At 34.0% G+C, this 19,196-nt stretch carries 15 protein-coding genes and 2 pseudogenes; 7 read left to right on the plus strand and 10 right to left on the minus strand.

The genetic code is table 11. The features are described 5' to 3' along the window. The first annotated feature begins 258 nt into the window (after nucleotides 1-258). Nucleotides 259-1,176, plus strand: a complete 918-nt coding sequence (locus tag ACZZ95_RS15140) for a LamG-like jellyroll fold domain-containing protein (RefSeq protein WP_463469676.1) — start codon at nucleotides 259-261, stop codon at nucleotides 1,174-1,176. A gap of 108 nt (nucleotides 1,177-1,284) precedes the next feature. On the opposite strand, the gene ACZZ95_RS15145 is transcribed toward ACZZ95_RS15140, so the two are convergent. Beyond that, nucleotides 1,285-1,446 (minus strand): hypothetical protein, encoded by a 162-nt coding sequence (locus ACZZ95_RS15145; protein ID WP_463469677.1) that lies wholly within the window; start codon nucleotides 1,444-1,446, stop codon nucleotides 1,285-1,287. Between the two features lie 300 nt (nucleotides 1,447-1,746). Here ACZZ95_RS15145 and ACZZ95_RS15150 point away from each other — a divergent pair, with 300 nt between their 5' ends. Next, entirely contained in the window at nucleotides 1,747-2,655 is a 909-nt protein-coding gene (locus tag ACZZ95_RS15150; RefSeq protein ID WP_463469678.1) for a LamG domain-containing protein, read from the plus strand. 271 nt (nucleotides 2,656-2,926) lie between these two features. Here ACZZ95_RS15150 and ACZZ95_RS15155 read toward each other — a convergent pair. The 3 genes and pseudogenes from ACZZ95_RS15155 to gcvT all read right to left on the minus strand — a co-directional run bounded on the left by ACZZ95_RS15155 (nucleotide 2,927) and on the right by gcvT (nucleotide 7,898). Continuing rightward, nucleotides 2,927-3,644: pseudogene (locus tag ACZZ95_RS15155) on the minus strand (YebC/PmpR family DNA-binding transcriptional regulator). Nucleotides 3,645-4,571: 927 nt separating this feature from the next. Next, nucleotides 4,572-6,608, minus strand: a complete 2,037-nt coding sequence (locus ACZZ95_RS15160; protein WP_095954670.1) for a carboxy terminal-processing peptidase — start codon at nucleotides 6,606-6,608, stop codon at nucleotides 4,572-4,574. Nucleotides 6,609-6,815: 207 nt separating this feature from the next. Continuing rightward, a complete protein-coding gene (gcvT, locus tag ACZZ95_RS15165) occupies nucleotides 6,816-7,898 on the minus strand; it encodes a glycine cleavage system aminomethyltransferase GcvT (protein ID WP_463469679.1) in 1,083 nt (360 codons plus the stop codon). A 234-nt stretch (nucleotides 7,899-8,132) separates the two neighbouring features. On the opposite strand from gcvT, the gene ACZZ95_RS15170 reads away from it, so the two are divergent. From ACZZ95_RS15170 to ACZZ95_RS15180, 3 genes are all read left to right on the plus strand, one after another. Then, nucleotides 8,133-8,990: an NAD(P)H-hydrate dehydratase gene (locus tag ACZZ95_RS15170; protein ID WP_463469680.1), complete on the plus strand. Its 858-nt coding sequence runs from the start codon at nucleotides 8,133-8,135 to the stop codon at nucleotides 8,988-8,990. A gap of 319 nt (nucleotides 8,991-9,309) precedes the next feature. Then, nucleotides 9,310-10,092 carry a HipA family kinase gene (locus tag ACZZ95_RS15175; protein WP_463469681.1) on the plus strand — a complete coding sequence of 261 codons (783 nt, stop codon included), beginning with the start codon at nucleotides 9,310-9,312 and terminating at the stop codon, nucleotides 10,090-10,092. After that, a complete protein-coding gene (locus tag ACZZ95_RS15180) occupies nucleotides 10,082-10,465 on the plus strand; it encodes a DUF3037 domain-containing protein (protein WP_463469682.1) in 384 nt (127 codons plus the stop codon). Before ACZZ95_RS15175 ends, ACZZ95_RS15180 begins: the two co-directional genes overlap by 11 nt. Before the next feature lie 237 nt (nucleotides 10,466-10,702). Here ACZZ95_RS15180 and ACZZ95_RS15185 read toward each other — a convergent pair. Beyond that, nucleotides 10,703-11,818: pseudogene (locus ACZZ95_RS15185) on the minus strand (pectate lyase family protein). Nucleotides 11,819-12,056: 238 nt separating this feature from the next. On the opposite strand from ACZZ95_RS15185, the gene ACZZ95_RS15190 reads away from it, so the two are divergent. Then, entirely contained in the window at nucleotides 12,057-12,629 is a 573-nt protein-coding gene (locus ACZZ95_RS15190) for a Crp/Fnr family transcriptional regulator (protein ID WP_095954676.1), read from the plus strand. Nucleotides 12,630-12,959: 330 nt separating this feature from the next. Here ACZZ95_RS15190 and ACZZ95_RS15195 read toward each other — a convergent pair whose 3' ends face one another. Next, the gene (locus tag ACZZ95_RS15195; protein WP_463469683.1) at nucleotides 12,960-13,466 is read right to left on the minus strand and encodes a GNAT family N-acetyltransferase; all 507 of its coding nucleotides are present in this window, start codon (nucleotides 13,464-13,466) and stop codon (nucleotides 12,960-12,962) included. A 335-nt stretch (nucleotides 13,467-13,801) separates the two neighbouring features. Here ACZZ95_RS15195 and ACZZ95_RS15200 point away from each other — a divergent pair, with 335 nt between their 5' ends. After that, entirely contained in the window at nucleotides 13,802-14,197 is a 396-nt protein-coding gene (locus ACZZ95_RS15200; RefSeq protein ID WP_463469684.1) for a helix-turn-helix domain-containing protein, read from the plus strand. A gap of 197 nt (nucleotides 14,198-14,394) precedes the next feature. Here the strand turns inward: ACZZ95_RS15200 and ACZZ95_RS15205 are convergent, their stop codons facing one another. The 4 genes from ACZZ95_RS15205 to ACZZ95_RS15220 form a co-directional block, all read right to left on the minus strand. Continuing rightward, nucleotides 14,395-14,982 (minus strand): hypothetical protein, encoded by a 588-nt coding sequence (locus ACZZ95_RS15205; RefSeq protein WP_463469685.1) that lies wholly within the window; start codon nucleotides 14,980-14,982, stop codon nucleotides 14,395-14,397. Between the two features lie 94 nt (nucleotides 14,983-15,076). Beyond that, nucleotides 15,077-16,435, minus strand: a complete 1,359-nt coding sequence (locus ACZZ95_RS15210) for a putative phage abortive infection protein (protein ID WP_463469686.1) — start codon at nucleotides 16,433-16,435, stop codon at nucleotides 15,077-15,079. A 95-nt stretch (nucleotides 16,436-16,530) separates the two neighbouring features. After that, nucleotides 16,531-17,820: a threonine synthase gene (gene thrC / locus ACZZ95_RS15215; protein WP_463469687.1), complete on the minus strand. Its 1,290-nt coding sequence runs from the start codon at nucleotides 17,818-17,820 to the stop codon at nucleotides 16,531-16,533. Nucleotides 17,821-18,241: 421 nt separating this feature from the next. Beyond that, the gene (locus ACZZ95_RS15220) at nucleotides 18,242-19,162 is read right to left on the minus strand and encodes a homoserine kinase (RefSeq protein ID WP_463469688.1); all 921 of its coding nucleotides are present in this window, start codon (nucleotides 19,160-19,162) and stop codon (nucleotides 18,242-18,244) included. Nucleotides 19,163-19,196: the final 34 nt, after the last annotated feature.

Genomic DNA, 19,196 nt, shown 5'->3' on the forward strand with positions numbered 1-19,196 from the left:
TTTAGGTTTCAAATTTGAATATTTAGTAAAACAGCGTATTTATACGTAAGAAATTATTAAGTTGATTGAATTTAGAATGGTATTTTAAGAATATCATTAAAAGTTTAAAAATGTTGTTTAACGACAAAAATGATCATAATTTGTTATTTTAACGAGTATTTATGTAAGTTGTCGGAAATATTTTTGCTCCAATTTGTAATAATCTAGTTTAGCAGGGTTAAAATGACACAAGTTATTTAATCCCTAAAATCTATTATTATGAAAAAATTACTACTCACATTAATGTTTGTAAGTTATTTGAATGTTAATGCGCAAACGCCAATTCAGGAATTTAACTTTAACAGTACTTTAAATAACACCTCCAACACAACTTCATTTATGGGAATTGATAATTTCGTTGCTGATAGAGCAGGAGATTTGAAAGGAGCCCAACGATTAAATAATAAAGCTTTAGAGGCTGTAATAGACAATCTGCCGCAAGGTAAGAGTGCCAGAACAGTGAGTTTATGGGTTAAATTCAACGATATCTCAAATGCTAATTATATCTGGGGCTATGGAAACGCTTATAATGCGCAATACTGTGGTTTATTACACCAAGGAACGTCTTCTTCTAACGCTGACTTAAGTTTAGTCGCCTGGGGAGTTTCTAATGATGTTATAGTGTCGATTCCACTTGAAAAATATGTTTGGTACAATTATACAATTACATATGAAGGTGCAACTTCCAGAATATATCGTGACGGTAAGTTACTGAAATTTTTAGAAGGAATGACACGATCTACAAATGGCAATATTTTTAGATTGGGAGAAATTAACACCACAATCGGAATTAACGCTGATATAGACGATTTAAAGATCTATGATGTTGCATTGACTCCAGAGCAGGTTAATGATCTTTACGAAAGCGGAAAACCAGTTATTTCTCTTGCCACAGCTCCGACAATTGAAATGAAAACTTCTAAAACCGCAGCGACTAAAGGAAAAACTGTTTCAAAACCCAATAATGCAACGATTATAACATCAAGTGACGTTAACGGAACTGCCAAAAATATAGAGATTTACTCCCAAGGTCAAAAAATAGTTGGAACCAATGCAATGGATATCAGTAATCTGCCAGAAGGAACTTATTTACTGAAAGTTACAAGTGCTCCAGCCAAAAAGATAACCTCCAAATAATAGATTTTTTATTTAGTTTTTTGATGTAGTTAGTTTTATGTTGCGCGAGCAATAGAGTTTTTTTGAAATAGTAAAAAAGAAGCCTTTTAATTAAAAAGGCTTTTGTTTTTATCTCTTTTTCTGCTGGCCAGGAGCATACGGTTTTGCACTTTTGCTTCCCGAAATTTTCTTTGCTTGCCCAGGTGGTACTTTTTTACCAGATACTGCTCCAGAAGAGTGTGTATGTGTACTACAGCTGGTGATATTTAAAGCTAAAAATAAAAGTATCAATATCGTTAGGGTTTTGTTATTAGTGTGCATGTTTTGTAATTAAAGTTATTTCTAATATATACAAATATAATTTTTAATGTAAAATCTTTAAAATATTAAACAGTAAAATCTATGTTTTTAATTTTGTGAGAATTCTATATTTATGTGTAGGAATTGTTTGGTGATGCTGAATTAAAATCATAGTTTTAACAAAATTTATAAAAAAATATTCGAAAACCTGAATTGTAAAGGAAGCTTATTCTAAGCTGTTTCAATTAAGATTTTCCCCAAAACCAAAAACATTCTGATAAATTTATACCTATGAAAAAAATATTACTCACACTACTGTTGGTAAGTTTTTTAAATACTAATGCACAAAATCCGGTTCAGGAATTTAATTTCAACGGAAATTTAAATAGTGCAGATAATACAATTTCCTTTCTGGGAGCTCCTGTTTTTGTAAATGACAGAATGGGAACCCCTAAAAAGGCTTTAAGGCTTACTAATAAAGCTTATCAAGCCGTAGTAGGAGATCTTCCGCAAGATAATAAACCAAAAACAATATCTATTTGGGTGAAATTTAATGCTGTAAACGCCGCCAATTATATTTTAGGTTACGGTACTGCTGTAAATGGACAATATTTTGGTTTAATTCAACAGCCAGCAGTTTCTGGCAGTTCGGACTTAAGTTTGGTAGGCTGGGGAGATACCAATAATGTTGTGGTTTCTGTACCATTGGTAAAGGAAACCTGGTATTTTTATAGCATTACTTATGACGGAAATATATCCAAAATATATCGTAATGGCGAATTATTAAAATCCGTAGAAGGAATTCAGCGTTCGGCAAAAGGTTATATTTTGAATATCGGAAAACTAAATACTTCTACAAGTATCAATGCTGATATTGATGATCTTAGATTATATACCGTTGCTATGACAGATGAACAGGTTAGGGAAGCTTATAACAGTTCTAAAGCGGCTCCTGCTGTTGATGCTCCGACAGAATCTGCACCTGTTTCTAATGCAGTTAAGAAAACAGTACCTGCAACGGTAAAAGCAGTGGTTCCTCCAATTATTGTTGCTTCTTCCAATGACATAAATAAAGGCGGAAAAAACATTGAGGTTTTCTCGCAAGGCAAAAAAATAATGGACTCGAATGGATCTAATATTAGCGATTTACCAGAAGGAACGTATTTGATTAAAGTTACTCATGGAACTCCTAAAAAATAATTGATTTAATTTTATATAATCAGAAAGCCTTCTAAATTTAGAAGGCTTTCTGTTTTTTAGCTGATTACGCTGATTACTATAAAAAGAACTACTAGTAATATTACAGCAAATCTTGTGATTTTTGAGGCCTGCATAACTTTATATTTAAATTAATTTATTTCTGAGATTAGCAAATATAAATTTTTATTTGAATCTAGGATGCTAAAATTTATTAAATAAAAAAAGCTCTAGAAAAATCTAGAGCTTTAGTATAATTTATAAAAAGAAAAAATTATGCTTCTTCCTGCATTGTATGATAAACGTTCATAACGTCATCATCTTCTTCGATTTTCTCGATTAATTTTTCAACATCAGCGATTTGCGCTTCCGTAAGTTCTTTTGTGATTTGCGGAATACGCTCAAAACCAGAAGATAAAATCTCCAAACCTCTGTTTTCTAATTCTTTTTGCAAAGCACCAAAGCTTCCAAAAGGAGCATAGATTAAAATTCCGTCTTCGTCTTCAAAAACTTCTTCGGCACCAAAATCAATAAGTTCCAATTCTAATTCTTCTGGATCAAGATCGCCTTTTGCAATTCTGAAATTACAAGTATGATCAAACATAAACTCAACAGAACCTTGAGTTCCCATAGTTCCGTTGCATTTATTAAAATAACTTCTAATGTTTGCTACAGTTCTATTATTGTTATCAGATGCAGTTTCAATTAAGATTGCAATTCCGTGAGGAGCATATCCTTCAAACAAAATTTCTTTATAGTTGGCAGTATCTTTATTACTTGCATTTTTAATCGCGCGCTCCACATTGTCTTTCGGCATGTTGGCGACCTTCGCGTTTTGTATAACAGCTCTTAATCTAGAATTGGCGTCTGGGTTAGGACCGCCTTCTTTAACAGCCATTACAATATCTTTACCAATTCTGGTAAAAGTTTTGGCCATTGCAGACCAGCGTTTCATTTTTTCTTCCTTTTCTAAATTCGAATGCTCTTCCCATTTCTAATTTTAAGTTTTGTAATGCAAAAATACGGTTATTCCTTATTTTTCCAAAATCAAAACAACTCTTTTTTATGGAATGTTTTGGTGTTGAGGTTTTAGGTCCTGTGTCTTGTATCTTATTTTGAATTTAACCGCAAAGTCCGCAAAGATTTTTTTGTATAAAGTTGTGTTTATAAAAGAAAATTTCGCAAAGCTTTATCTACATAGCTTTGTGAACTCTTTTATTCTATAAACTTAACTCAAAAAATCTTTGTGTACTTTGCGTAAATCTTTGCGACTTTGCGTTTAAAATAAATATTCTTTCAAGTCCCATATCTTGTGTTGAATTTAACCGCAAAGTCCGCAAAGATTTTTTTGTATAAAGTTGTTTTTATAAATGCTAAGTTCGCAAAGCTTTATCCTCATAGCTTTGCGAACTCTTTTATTTTATAAAATGAACCCAAAAAATCTTTGTGTACTTTGCGTAAATCTTTGCGGACTTCGCGGTTAAAAAAATCTTTCAAGTCCTGTTTCTTGTGTTGGATTTAACCACAAAGTCCGCAAAGATTTTTTGTATAAAGTTGTATTTATAAAAGAAAATTTCGCAAAGCTTTATCTACATAGCTTTGCGAACTCTTTTTATTTTATAAAATTAACTAAAAAATATCTTTGTGTACTTTGCGTAAATCTTTGCGACTTTGCGTTTAAAATAAATATTCTTTCAAGTCCCATATCTTGTGTTGAATTTAACCGCAAAGTCCGCAAAGATTTTTTGTATAAAGTTGTGTTTATAAAAGAAAAAGTTCGCAAAGCTTTATCTGCATAACTTTGCGAACTCTTTTTATTTTATAAAATTAACTCAAAAAATCTTTGTGTACTTTGCGTAAATCTTTGCGGACTTTGCGGTAAAAAAAGCGTCTACCACGGTTAAACCTGAAACAAAAAACTACTTACTCCCACCATTAAATTCATTAATGATATTCACCGCTTCATTTAGGTACGGATTTGTTTTAAGATTATCCATTTGAGACTGATTGATCGTTTTATCTGTTGGATAAGCCCCCAATAAAAGCTGATTAATGCTTGAATTATAAACATCAAGCGGGTTATTTTCATCATTAAAAGTATTAATCTCTGTCCAAAGCGCTTCTAAGGAGTTTTTTTGTTTAAAAACAGCATCTAAAGTCATCGGAATTTCAGCTTTTGGTGTATTTACGAGCTGATCAATTTTGAGGTTAATCTTTTTTATGTTGCTAAAGAAATAATTATCAGCAAGTCTTGCAGAACTATTTTTAGCAATTTTATCGATTAAATTTCGTTTTACATACGTTTTGTACTTCAAAAACGGGGCAATACTGTCATTTTTCATAGCAGTCGGAAAATCACTTTCTTTCTGGTAAATATCCTCATAGAATTCAGGCAGTACAACATCTGGCTTTACGCCAATATATTGATGACTTTTACCTGTAATTCTGTAAAATTTATTAATCGTGATTTTTAAGAAATCGGTATTTTTTTCTTCGTCAAGCGAAAGAATGGTTTGCATAGTAGCTTTCCCCAGCGTACTGCTTCCTAATAATAAAGCTCGATTGTAATCCTGCATAATGGAGGCAAAAAATTCACTTGCAGAAGCCGTATTGCTGTTTACTAAAACCACAATCGGACCTCTATAAATAACACCTTTAAAAGGATCATTAATCACCGATTTTTCTTTTCGATTATCAACCACAATTGAGATCGGCCCATAATCTACAAACATTCCAGCCAGTTTTATAGCTTCTTCCATAGAACCGCCGCCGTTGTCAATTAAGTCAATTACAAGTCCTTTTATATTATCTCTTTCTAGTTTGACGACTTCTCGCGCCACATCATCAGCACAGCCTTTTCTACTGTTTCCATCCAAATCAGCGTAAAAACTCGGAATTTTTATATAGCCGATTTTACTGTCTTTACCAATAATAAAACTGAAAACCGAATTGTCCTCGTCTTTCATCACTTGCTTTTCGATATAAACATCAAAAGTTTTCCCAGAATTGCGCTTTAAAGTTAGCGTAATTTGTCTATTTGTCTCCGATAAAATCATAGTCGAAATAGATTCTAAAGAAGCACAAGAAACCTGCAAAGTATCTTTTTGATTGGAAATAGAAATAATCTGATCGCCCTTTTTTATTTGTCCAGTTTGATACGCAGGCCCATTCGGATCGACCTCATCAATTATAATTTCATTCTTTTCATTTAAGTTAACAGTCATTCCAAGAGATAAATGTTCTTTAGACAAAGAAGCCATAAAACTCGTTTTCGAATCATCACTAAAATAAGCAGTATGCGGATCAAAATAAGTACAGAAATAATTATACAATTTTTCTTCCTGTTTTGTATTCGTGTCTAATAAAGTAGTAAAACGGCAGATCTCATTAGTAAGAATCTTATTTTTTGAGACCAGTTCAATCGATTTAAAATTAGCTTTAATAGAATCTAAGTTAGTGCTTGTTTCAGCAATATCGTCCAGTATTTGATAGCGAAGTTTTTTAATCCAGACTCTTTCTAAATCCTCGTTTTTTAAGTAAAAATCAAAAGATTTTTTATAGAAACGAATCGTATCTTTTTTAGCATAATCTATCGCTGTAGTTTGTATCTTTTCTAATGTTTTTTTAGTGCGCACAAGACCATTTACATATTTCGCTTTAATTTCAGTAAGGAAACTGCAGTCATTTTTGAGAATCAGATCATCTAAATTATAACGGTATTTAGAAGCCAGTTCTTCATATTCACTCTTAAAAAAGATATTTCGGGAAGGATCAAGTTCGTTAATGAGATTATCAAAAACAAACACAGACAAACTGTCGTCAACAGGTTTAGGGCGAAGATGTTCGGCTTGAATAAGCGCATTTATTTTGTTTAATATTTCACAAGTTTCTGCGCTGTTCTGACCAAAAAAGACTGTTGAAGTCAGTAAAAGTAGGAGTAGTGAAATCTTTTTCATAAATGGAAATTCATCGTTCAGATTAAAGTTACACTAATTTTTTTACAAATAGTAGTCTTTTTACTAAAATATCGACAACCAAAAGTTTTTAGTCGCGAAATGCATAAAACGATAATTTTTACCAATAAATTTTTAGTTTTAAAGCAAAAAAAAAGAGTGCAATACTTTACAAGCATTGCACTCTTAAATTATATATGTCTAGAAAAATTATTTCTTGTAAAACGGAAGTTTAATCACTTTAGCCGGAACATCATTTTTTCTAATTCTAATAAAAATATCACTGTCAACAGCACTGTTTGAAACAGTAACATATCCTAAACCAATTCCTTTATTCATAGAAGGAGACATAGTTCCAGAAGTTACAATTCCTATTACAGCTCCAGAACCGTCAACGATTTCATAATCATGTCTTGGCACTGCACGTTCCTGCATTTCAAAAGCAACCAATTTTTTAGTAACACCCGCTTCTTTTTGTTTTTTCAAGCTCTCAGAATTAGTAAAATCCTTTGTGAATTTAGTAATCCATCCTAAACCAGCTTCAAGTGGAGAAGTTGTATCGTTAATATCGTTTCCATACAAACAGAATCCCATTTCAAGACGCAAAGTATCACGCGCAACAAGACCAATTGGCTTGATTCCGAAAGCGACACCAGCTTCAAAAACTTTGTTCCAAACCTGTTCTACTTCATTGTTTTTGCAGTAAATTTCAAATCCTCCAGAACCAGTATATCCTGTAGCAGAAATAATTACATGTTCAATTCCAGCAAAATCACCAACTTCAAAATGATAATAAGGAATCGATGCTAAATTTACAGAAGTCAAAGCCTGCATAGCCTCAACCGCTTTTGGACCCTGAATAGCCAACAATGAATAATCATCAGAAAGATTTTTCATTTCGGCACCCAAATCATTGTGAGACGAAATCCAGTTCCAGTCTTTTTCAATATTCGAAGCATTTACAACTAGTAAATATTGCTCCTCTTTCATTTTATAAACAATCAAATCGTCTACAATTCCGCCTTCATTATTAGGAAGACAAGAATATTGCGCTCTGCCAATTGTTAAAGTAGACGCATCATTCGAAGTCACTTTCTGAATCAAAGCCAAAGCATTTGGACCTGTTAACAAAAATTCACCCATATGCGAAACGTCAAAAACGCCCACACTGTTACGAACCGTTTCGTGTTCAGCATTAACCCCTTCATAAGTAATAGGCATGTTATAGCCCGCAAAAGGAAGCATTTTTGCTCCTAAACCTTCATGTATGTGCGTAAGCGCAGTATTTTTCATTGTGTTGTTTTATAAAATTGAGTCGCAAATTTATTCAAAAAATATCGAAAAATGACACTCTAAATTATAAATTTCGCAATGATTAGGAGCTATTTCCCGTGATCCGCTATATCTTTTTGTTTTTAAAGAAAAAACAAAAAGGATGCTGCTTCTCCCGGGGCTAGGGCTGACCGTTCAAAAGAAAGATTTCGTGCTTTCAATTTTTTTGTAACTTTAATATATAAAAGAAGCCGAATGAAGTCTCCGTTTTTAATTAACAAAGAAGAAATTTTAAAGATTTACAAACCCGCAAATCCGCACACGCACAAAGGAATTCAGGGACACGCTGTAATTATTGCAGGAAGTTACGGGAAAATTGGCGCGCCGGTTCTGGCTTCCAAGGCCTGCTTAAAATCAGGATGCGGACTTGTTACGACTTTTGTACCCAAATGCGGTTATCAAATCCTTCAAATTCCCATTCCAGAAGTAATGACAGTTACCGATGAAAACACCAATTTCATTACTAATATTCACCTGCCATTAGTTCCTCAAGCCATTGGAATCGGACCAGGAATCGGAAAAGAACTGGCAACCCAAAAAGCTTTATTTGAATTTTTAAGATCCAACAAAGTTCCCTTAGTTCTCGATGCCGATGCTTTAAATATTATCTCAGAAAATTTATCTTGGCTGGAGTTAGTTCCCGAAGATACAATTCTAACACCTCATCCAAAAGAACTCGAACGTTTGATCGGCAAATGGAACTCAGAATCTGAAAAGTTTCAAAAAACGATTGCTTTTTCAGAAAAATACAAAATCATTGTGGTCATGAAAGGCGCACCAACATTTATCATCAACAGAAATTCGGTTTACGAAAACACAACAGGAAATGCAAGACTTGCAACTGCAGGAAGCGGCGACACCTTAACCGGAATCCTGACAAGTCTGCTCGCGCAAGGCTACGAACCCAAATACGCCTCAAAATTTGGCGTTTATCTTCATGGCTTAACAGCAGATATTGCTGTACCCCAAACGGGTTATGAATCTTTTATAGCCTCAGATATTATAGAGAATCTCGGGAAAGCATTTTTAGAATTAGGTAATGTGCCAATTTGATAATTAGATAATTGCATTTAGTTTGTCGTCCTTGTAAAGGCACGAAGGATCACACACGTAACTCTACAAAGATTGGCGAATTTCTTTACGGAGCTTCTAGTGTGATCCTTCGTGCCTCAGGATGACAAAAAATATCGATGAATCTTTGGGAACTAAAAGGAATACTTAAAAAACAGCGCGTCCCGAGGCTTCGGGATTGCATAAACCTTTGCGAACTTTGCGGTAAAAAATACAATCTAAAATCAAAAATCGTAAGTTTGTAATGTCAAAGATTAGAAACTTAGCAACTCAGTTCCTTAGCATCTTTGAATCTTTAAAAATGATAAACAACTTCGATCTTAGAACGGTAAATGTTACTCGTTACATCACGCCATTGCGCGAAGGCGGTTCTTTACCCGCTTTGGCAGAAGCCGATGACGATTTTAAATACGTATTAAAATTTAGAGGTGCCGGACACGGCGTAAAAGCCCTTATAGCCGAACTAGTAGGCGGACAAATTGCAAAAGCTTTAAAATTACAGCTTCCCGAATTGGTTTTTGCTAATCTCGACGAAGCATTTGGAAGAACCGAAGCCGATGAAGAAATTCAGGACTTACTGCAGGGAAGTCAGGGATTGAATCTCGCGCTTCATTTTTTATCTGGCGCTATTACTTTTGATCCCGTTGTAACTACTGTCGACGCCAAACTAGCTTCGCAGATTGTTTGGCTGGATGCTTATATTACCAACGTCGACAGAACTTTCAAAAATACCAATATGCTAATCTGGCATAAAGAATTATGGCTGATTGATCACGGAGCGTGTTTGTATTTTCACCATTCCTGGAACAATTGGGAACAACATGCCAGAAGTCCGTTTGCATTGATAAAAGACCACGTTTTACTGCCTCAAGCTTCACTTTTAAAAGAAGTTGATGCCGAATTTAAAGCGCTTTTAAAACCAGAAATTTTAGAAGAAATTGTAAATACAATTCCAGTAGACTGGCTTGAATGGGAAGATACCGACGAAACGCCTGAAGGTTTGCGAAATGTATACTTACAGTTTTTAAAAACAAGATTAGAGAATTCAGAAATTTTTGTAAATCAGGCTCAAAATGCAAGATAACCACTTATACGAATATGCTGTGATTCGTGTTGTGCCAAGGGTAGAGCGCGAAGAATTCCTGAATATCGGAATTATTTTATTTTGCAAAAAAGCTAAATTTATAAAAGTCCTGTTTCATTTAAATAAAGAAAAAATCCAATCACTCTCTGCCGATTTTGATGTAGAACAATTCGAGTGCAATTTAACTTCACTAGAAAAAATAACAAACGGAGCCAAAGACGGCGGTCCAATTGTCGCATTTGATATTCCAGAACGTTTTAGATGGTTAACTGCAATTCGGAGTTCGGCAATTCAAACTTCAAGACCTCATCCAGGTTTAAGTCAGGATTTGGAGAAAACGATTCAACGTTTGTTTGAAGAATTGGTACTTTAAGGAAAAAGGTTCAAAGGTTCAAAGGAACAAAGGGACAAAGGGACAAAGGGACAAAGGTTTTCTGTAGAGACGCACTGCAGTGCGTCTACGCTCCAATTGTCCATACTGTGTGTTAGACGCACTGCGGTGCGTCTCTACAGATAAACTTTGCGGTAAAAAATAAAAAACCACACATTATATAAAATAATGTATGGTTTTAGAAACTAAACTAACTCATTTTTTGCTATCCAGAGTCAATTAAAATGAACCGCAGACGTTACCGCCTAAAGTTGCTCCCGCGTTAGCCGAAATATCAGCTTTAACCGCAGTTTTATTCAATTTTACAATAGAATATGGTGGCGTAAACGCTGTTCCGCTTCCTGCTTGATTTCCAGTTGTATTCGTGAAAACATTGTCAGTTGCAGTAACAGCTGTAAATCCTGTCATTAAATCGATTGGTGTTTTTACACCTTCAAAAACGTTGCTTTCTACACGAATGCTAGCTTCAAAACCTGCCGCAACACATTTGTTGCTTACGGTGCTGTTAAAGAAGTTGTTTACTAAATGTACTTTTCCAAAACGAACTCTTGGCATTCTTTCTTTACATCCAGGCGCCCACCAGCATCTTGCAAATGTGATTCTAAGTTTTCCACGGTCACCAGTTGCACCGTCGCTAGAACCAATTAAATTAGAATATCTGTGATCATCAGATCCTCCAGAACCTCCCGCTTTTGGTGGTTTTAGGTAATGGAATTTAGAATACGTAACCGAAATATAATCTGATTTGTTTTTGATGTCGAAGTTTCCGTCTACACCATCTCTAAATTCGCAGTGGTCAACCCATACATTTGTACATTCGTCCAAAATTGCATTGTCCCAGCCGTCAGTATCATAAGCACCAGGGCCTTCAAAAATTAAATTTCTGATAATGATGTTTTTACATCTTTTAATGTTGATAATTCCAGACGCATCTTTAGTCTGATTAGTCGAAACTAATTTAGCGCCATTTGCTCCGTAAATCGTTTTTCCAGTTTGGTCTTGGAAAGACAATCTTGTTGTAACTGTAATAGTTCCAGAAACTTTGATCACTTTTACTGATGTGTTTTCAATAGCCGATTTCAACTGTGCGTAGGTAGTAACAGTTGTTTCTGCCGATGAACCACCGCCGGTTGTGCCTCCGTTTTGTGAAGCCCATCCTGGAACTTCAGCGCAGTTTCCAATTTTAGCTGTAACGTTCGAAGCGCGTCAATTACAGTTTCAGCTTGCTGTTTCAGTGCTTGCTTCTGTGTTTGAAGCGATTTCTTCAGAATTACATGCTGTAAATCCGAAAGTCAATGTCAGTAGAAACATTGAGAGTGTCGATTTTAATTTCATAATAAGAGTTTGGGTTATTTATAAAAATTTTAACAACGCAAAACTGACTATAATTTGTAGGAAAAAAATTGAACAAGTTCAAACTTTTGTAAAAAATTCTAATAAATATGTTTTTTTAACAGTTGTTAATTTACAAAAAGACATAAATACCGTACTTTTACGTAATCGATTACATTTTTTAAGCCCCTAATAAATAATGAATTGAAAACAAATTTATTCCCCCACAAAAACCACAAAGATGTACAACCTACTAAGAAAAAACATTGAGCGAAAGATTCCGCTCACAGATGAAGAATGGAACTTAATAGTTTCAAAAGCCGAACTCATCAAACTTAAAAAAAATCAATTTCTACAAACCCAGGACTCCAACAACAGTTACGAAGGATTTATTTTAAAAGGCTCTTTTAAAACGTATGTTCTTAACGAAAACGGAACAGAAACGGTGATTTTCTTTTCCTTTGAAAATGAATGGATGTGTGACCTCGAAAGTTTTTACCATCAAAAACCAACAACGTATAATATTAAAGCGATTGAAGACAGCGAGATTTTGGTAATTAGTAAAGTCAAAAAAGCACAATTGTTTGAAGAAGTTCCCAAAATAATGCAGTTTCATGTTCTCATGATAGAACGTGCGAATGTCGCGATCCAGCGACGACTTTTAGATGTTTTAAATAAAACCTCAAAACAGCGTTATTTAGATTTTAAAGATCGTTATCCGCAAAAAGTCCAGACCATAAACAATAAGAATCTTTCGTCTTATTTGGGAGTCTCACATGAGTTCTTGTCAAAAATTAAACGAAGAGTTTCTTAGTTTTTTGAGGTTCAAAGGAACATAGGGGCAGAGGGACAAAGGTTTCTCTGTAGAGACGCAGTTCGGTGCGTCTAACGTTATATGAAATTTCGCAATCCTGATAGTTTTATTATCCATTTTTTTGTCATTTCGAGTAAGGAGAAATCACAAGCGTGATTCCGCAACGTTTGTCGCCAATCTTTGTAGAATTACTAGTGTGATTTCTCCTTCGTCGAAATGACAAACTGCTAAGAAACCGTATAAAAAACTTAGCAACTTTGCTCCCGATAGCTATCAGGATTACGAGATTTAAAAAAAACTTCGTGCCTTCGTGTCTTCACGGCAAAAAACTTAGAGCCTTTTCTCCAAGAAAATAAATTCCAAAGGCACATCAGAAATCGTAATATGAATTTCGCTTTCAGGAAAAGCCTCTCTTTCGCCCGTATCAACATATCCATGACGTTTGTACCAAGCAATAAGCTCTTCACGAACCGAAATAACCGTCATAATAATACTTGACAAACCAAGTGTTTTAGCATAATTTTCGGCTTCAGCCAATAATTTCTTTCCGATTCCGCTGTTTTGCAATTCAGGAGAAACCGTCAGCATTCCCAAATACAATTGTTTTTCTTTTTGAATCAATAAAACCGAACCAATAATTGTATCATTTTCAGTGAATTTCAGAATCGTGTTTTTAGGATCCAGAAATATTTCGGTCATTTCCTGTTCGTTGGTTCTTTTTCCTTCCAATAAATGCGCTTCGGTTGTCCAGCCTTTTTTAGAAGTTTCGCCTCTGTATGCGGAGTTTATTAAAGTTGTTAATGCGGGAATGTCTTCGATTGTCGCTTTTGTAATCATGTTAATCTAATTGTATTGTAAAAAGAAAAATTAGCTAATTTTAATTGAATAAAAATATGAATTGCCTCCAGCTTTAGCTGGAGAAACAAAATTACATTAGAAAATTGGCTTTAGCCTAATCTTTTTGATAGAACACGAATTAAACAGATTTGCTTTCGCAAAAACGCGGATTTACACGGCTCATATATTTAAAATCCGTATTAATTTGCGTTTTCGTAATAACGTATCTGTTAAATCTGCGTTCAAATATAAAATTGAAAATAGTATCTTACAAAAACAGTTTTGTTTTTTACCGAAACTGATTTTCGTTTAAGAATTTTAAATATCTTTGAATTATGAGTACAGCAATAAAACCAAAACATATCGGCAGAAATATAAGCCGTATCAGAGAGCTTAAAGATATGAAACAGGAAGCACTGGCGCAGGCTATAGGAACAAATCAGCAGACGATTTCGGCTATTGAAAACAGCGAAACTGTAGACGAACAAAAACTAATTGAGATCGCAAAAGCTCTTGGAGTTTCTGTTGAAGCAATTAAGAATTTTTCAGAAGAAGCGGTTTTTAATATTATTGGAAATACTATTCAAGATAACGGAACGCTTTCAACTACGACAGGTAATTTTAATTGCACTTTTAATCCTTTAGATAAAGTAGTTGAACTTTACGAACGTTTGGTGCAAGCTGAAAAAGATAAAGTTGAGTATTTAGAGAAATTATTGAACGGGAAATAAACGTTTTTAAATATATATTTAAAGAAAAAAGAGATCTTATTTAGATCTCTTTTTTTATTCTTGTTTCTTATGCTGTGCGAAGTCTCCCGACTTCGTACCCGCTCCTATATTCCGTTCCAATATCTTGTAATTTGCTTTGCCCCGCTCGTGAGCGTTCCAATTGATTTTTAAATTTCTTTGTGTTCACGAGCGAGAATTTATGTAGTAATCGATAGATCTTTTTCTGTTAATTCTTCTGGAGGATGTACATATAATTTAAACTCAGGTTTTGTTCTAAGAAAAATTAATTGCTTAAATCTCCTTTGTTCGATGTCTTGAAAATATATATAAATTGACGGAGATATTGGCAGAAATCCATTTCCTATTTTTTCTTGTTCAGAAAAAGTAAAAGACACATTCCACAAAGCACCTGCTTCCATCCAACGATTTCCTGCGAATGGTCGATACAAATTTTGAGGAGTGACTATATGACTTACTTCAACCTCAATTTTTTCCATCAAGGCTCTGTGATTCTCAACTTTAATTTCCAAATTTACTTTAATCATATTTTCTTTAGATAATTGGACTAAAGGCTCGAATAAGTTTATCTTTGCGGAAAAGGAAGGACGAATAGACATTGAAAATCTATACCTCTCCATTTTTAATGCGGTATTTTGTTGTCTAAAAGTTTTTACAAGATATAGCGCAGTAAAAGCAGTAACAAAGATCATGATCCAATCTGATACTGTTCCCCATATTTCAGCATCAAATGGAAAATAGGGCAGTGCTTCTAGTTTATTAGTCATAAAAAAATAAAAAAGTTATATTAGTAAATTGCTCAGCTAGCGCGAGCATCTCGTTTGTGCCCATCCCAATTGGCTTTTTTGAATTTCTTTATTTTCACGAGCGAAAAGCTCGTTCCAAAGAGATTAATAATATTTTTGTGCTATTTTTTTTCTTTTTGGTTAATCCATCTCCATTTTCAAATGTTTCAAATTCTACATTTGGATAGTATTTATTAACGAAAATTTCGCTACTTATGATTTTCATTGGAATATTTTTAATTAAATTATATTTTGTTATCAACTGCTTATTTTCTTCAATTGACTCTTGTTTTTTAGTTTCAAATTCCCAAGTTCTTCCTACTTCAGAAATACTACTGAGAAAGAAAATGATTTGTTCATAATTAGATAATTGACTTCTTAATATTTTTATATACTTATATTTCTCATCAAAAGTGAGGTAGATTTCTTTATCAATAAAATTAACGGTTTGAAAAAAATGTCTAAAATAGTGACCTAGCCTAAATTGATGTCCTCCATAATATTTATTATAATTATCTGGATAGTAATGATCATAATCAAATTTGATTTGTTCAGTTGAAAAGGTTCCTTTAGGAAACAGTATAGATTGAGATTTATGATCGTTTCGTTGTTTATTTATTTTGTTAAATATGCTTATTTTATTTTTACTATTATTTATCAATTGCCATTTCCTCCAAAAATCTGATTCTTTTTTAGGTTTTAGTATTGAATAATCAATTATCGTTTTAATAAAATTCTCATTATATTTTTCCTTAAAAATATTAAATATGGTTTCACGATCTTCTTCACTTAAACCAAAAAATATAATTGTGTAAATGATATCGATTTGTGCGTATTGTTTCAAATCAATTTTTCTCTCATTTAAGGTAGAATTATTTTCTAATTTCGAAAGGTAATCTATTTTATAAATTAGGTTGATTTGATTTTGGTCGAAAAAATGAGATAATTCCTCCCAAGCTTCTTTGAATTGAGTAAAAATAATTTTAAATACTTTTCTTCTTTCAGCTGTTGAGAAATTATGGTCTGTATGATTTTCTTTGTAAGTATATGTAAGTTCGTTAACATTGTCACGGTGGAAAGAAATCATTTCAAAATAATTATTTTCTAATCTTTCCCTATGGAAACTTTCCCTTTGATCTTTAAAAGTTAAATAAAGAAGAAAAAAGCCTGCGAGTGAAAATAAAGTTCCAATAAAGCCACCAACAAAATCGCCAAATTTAGCATAATTATCTAATTCATATGTATGCTTACCCAACGGAAAAGGATGGCTTTTTTGGAGATTTATTATGAAAATTATTAAGATTGTGACTCCTAATACTGTAGATATTATTGCACCAGAAGTCATAATCAGCTTAAGAGTTTTTCTTGTTTCAATTGGTCTTATATCATCAGTAAAATTTTCCACAATAATTCTTTTTTTCTTTATTTCAAACATACTAATTTCTTACCAAATAATTAAGTGCATAAATTTTAAAGCCAAGTATTCACATTTAAAATACTTGGCTTTAAAAATTGTATAAAAAAGGCTCTTTACCCCAAGAAAGTCTTCAATTCCTCATAACTAGAAATCTTAACACTAACTTTCTCCTCATTAATAACACTCTCAATTTGAGTAGGAATAGGAAGTGTAATTCCCAATGCAGGTTCAACAACATCTAAGAATTTAATAGGATGCGCCGTTTCTAAGAAAATACCAATTGCATTAGGGTGTTTTTGTAATTCTTTTTTCAAACCTAAATAACCAACAGCGCCATGTGGTTCTGCAATGTAACCGTCTGTGTTATAAATTTGTTTTAAAGCAACAAGTGTTTCTTCATCGGTATAACTGTAAGAAGAAAAATCTTTTTCGAAAGCTTTTAAATCGTTATTGTATAATTCCTGAATTCTAATAAAGTTACTTGGGTTTCCAACATCCATAGCGTTAGAGATTGTTGCTTTAGAAGGTTTCGGGTCGTATTTTCCGTTTTCTAAGAATCTTGGCACCGTGTCGTTTACGTTTGTAGACGCAACGAAATGTTCAATTGGCAAACCTAATTTCTTAGCCATAATTCCGGCGCAGATATTTCCGAAGTTTCCGCTTGGGCAAGAGAAAACTAAAGGTTTGTTTTGGTTTTTCAACGCTTTGTAAGCAAAGAAGAAATAAAACATTTGCGGTAACCAGCGCGCAATATTGATAGAATTCGCCGAAGTCAGGTTTTTATGCGCTAAAGTTTCATCTAAAAACGCTTTTTTCACCATATCCTGACAATCGTCAAAAACACCGTCAACTTCAAGCGCTTTAATGTTTTGCCCTAAAGTAGTCAATTGCTTTTCCTGAATATCGCTCACTTTTCCTGACGGATATAAAATGACAACATCAACGCCGTCAACGCCAAGGAATCCGCTTGCAACAGCTCCGCCTGTATCGCCGGAAGTTGCCACTAAAACAGTGTTTTTAGCATCTTTTTTATCTTTATTGAAATAACCAAGACAACGCGACATAAAACGCGCGCCAACATCCTTAAAAGCCATTGTTGGACCGTGGAATAATTCTAGTGAATAAATTCCGTCTTCGACTTTTACAACTGGAAAATCAAAAACTAAAGTATCGGCAATAATTTCTTTTAATTTTTCTTCTGGAATTTCGTCGCCCACAAATTGTTTAATCGCTTCAAAAGCAATTTCTTCGTGACTCAAAGTTTCAATTTTATCAAAAAATGACGGATCTAATGGCGTAATATTCTCTGGGAAATATAATCCTTTATCACTCGCTAATCCTTGAATTACAGCTTCCTGAAACGAAACTTTTGGGGCATTATGGTTTAAACTATAGTATTTCATTTCTAATTTTAGATTTTAGATTTTAGATTTTAGAAAAAGGATAAATCAAATTCCAATTTTTTATCCCGAGGCTTCGGGACCAAATTCCAATGATTGTTTTTTAACCGCAAAGAACGCAAGGAATAGGTTTCTTTTGAAAACGCGACGATCGCAAAGCTTTGTGGTGATATTTTTTGTTCTTCAATAATTTATTATTCGCTTTTTTTGTCATTTCGACTGAAAGGAGAAATCACACTCGGAACTCCGTATAGTAATTCGCCAATCTTTGTCGACAAACTAGTGTGATTTCTCGTTCCTCGAAATTGACAAACTATATTTGTTATACTTTGTGTGCTATACTTTGCGGGACTTCTCCCGAAGCTCGGGACGCTCAGTCTGACAAGCATGATTTTTAATTCTAAATTTTTGATTTTTAATTCTTTCAAAGGATGCGAACACCGTCGGGATTAATTTTCGAAACGTGTATTTCATACGGCAGACTCATGTTTTCATAAACCTCGCTCATCGCTTTAGCGATTTGGTTGGCGGTTTCTTTTCCTCGGCTTAAAGCAAAAATCGATGGACCAGAACCTGAAATTCCAGAACCTAAGGCGCCGTTTTCTAATGCCGTTTGTTTGATTAAATCGAAACCTGGAATTAAAACGCTCCTTAAAGGTTCTACGATTTCGTCATGAAGTGATCTTCCAATCAATTCGTAATCTTTTGTATATAAACCTGCTATAAGTCCGCCTACATTTCCCCATTGCATAATAGCGCTTTTCAGCGAAACGTTTTGTTTTAAAACCGAACGAGCATCAGACGTTTTCAATTCAATCTGCGGATGAACAACCGTCGCATATAATTCTTCTGGACTGTCAATTCGGATAATATCAAGCGGAGCATAACTTCTTACCAAAGTAAAACCGCCTAAAAGAGCAGGAGCAACGTTGTCTGCATGTGCGTTGCCGCTGGCTAATTTCTCGCCCTGCATGGCGAACTGAACCAAATCTTTACGAGAATACGGTCTTCCTAATAATTCATTAATTCCGAAAACCGCTCCGGCAGAACTTGCGACACTGCTTCCAATTCCGCTTCCGGCTTTTATATTTTTATAAATTTCGATTTCAAATCCAAAATCCAGTTCGTCTAAAGTTTCAAGCATCGCCAAAGCTGCAACTCCAGAAACATTTTTTTCGGTTTCCAAAGGCAGGTCAGCACCTATAATTTTAGTGATTCGAACTCCTTTTTGATCGACTTTACGAACAATCATTTCATCGCCCGCATTGTCTAAGCAAAGTCCAAGTACGTCAAATCCGCATGAGAGGTTGGCGATAGTTGCTGGGCAAAATAGTTTTATTTCCATTTTTTTAAAGGTTCAGAGTGGCAAAGGTTCAAAG

It is taken from the genome of Flavobacterium sp. AC267, assembly GCF_979258715.1.

Bases quoted from the DNA above. Each gene is read 5' to 3' on its own strand.
- ACZZ95_RS15140 (WP_463469676.1), top strand. From the start codon at position 259: ATGAAAAAATTACTACTCACATTAATGTTTGTAAGTTATTTGAATGTT.
- ACZZ95_RS15150 (WP_463469678.1), top strand. From the start codon at position 1,747: ATGAAAAAAATATTACTCACACTACTGTTGGTAAGTTTTTTAAATACT.
- ACZZ95_RS15160 (WP_095954670.1), bottom strand. From the start codon at position 6,608: ATGAAAAAGATTTCACTACTCCTACTTTTACTGACTTCAACAGTCTTT.
- gcvT (WP_463469679.1), bottom strand. From the start codon at position 7,898: ATGAAAAATACTGCGCTTACGCACATACATGAAGGTTTAGGAGCAAAA.
- ACZZ95_RS15170 (WP_463469680.1), top strand. From the start codon at position 8,133: ATGAAGTCTCCGTTTTTAATTAACAAAGAAGAAATTTTAAAGATTTAC.
- ACZZ95_RS15175 (WP_463469681.1), top strand. From the start codon at position 9,310: ATGATAAACAACTTCGATCTTAGAACGGTAAATGTTACTCGTTACATC.
- ACZZ95_RS15180 (WP_463469682.1), top strand. From the start codon at position 10,082: ATGCAAGATAACCACTTATACGAATATGCTGTGATTCGTGTTGTGCCA.
- ACZZ95_RS15190 (WP_095954676.1), top strand. From the start codon at position 12,057: ATGTACAACCTACTAAGAAAAAACATTGAGCGAAAGATTCCGCTCACA.
- ACZZ95_RS15195 (WP_463469683.1), bottom strand. From the start codon at position 13,466: ATGATTACAAAAGCGACAATCGAAGACATTCCCGCATTAACAACTTTA.
- ACZZ95_RS15200 (WP_463469684.1), top strand. From the start codon at position 13,802: ATGAGTACAGCAATAAAACCAAAACATATCGGCAGAAATATAAGCCGT.
- ACZZ95_RS15205 (WP_463469685.1), bottom strand. From the start codon at position 14,982: ATGACTAATAAACTAGAAGCACTGCCCTATTTTCCATTTGATGCTGAA.
- ACZZ95_RS15210 (WP_463469686.1), bottom strand. From the start codon at position 16,435: ATGTTTGAAATAAAGAAAAAAAGAATTATTGTGGAAAATTTTACTGAT.
- thrC (WP_463469687.1), bottom strand. From the start codon at position 17,820: ATGAAATACTATAGTTTAAACCATAATGCCCCAAAAGTTTCGTTTCAG.
- ACZZ95_RS15220 (WP_463469688.1), bottom strand. From the start codon at position 19,162: ATGGAAATAAAACTATTTTGCCCAGCAACTATCGCCAACCTCTCATGC.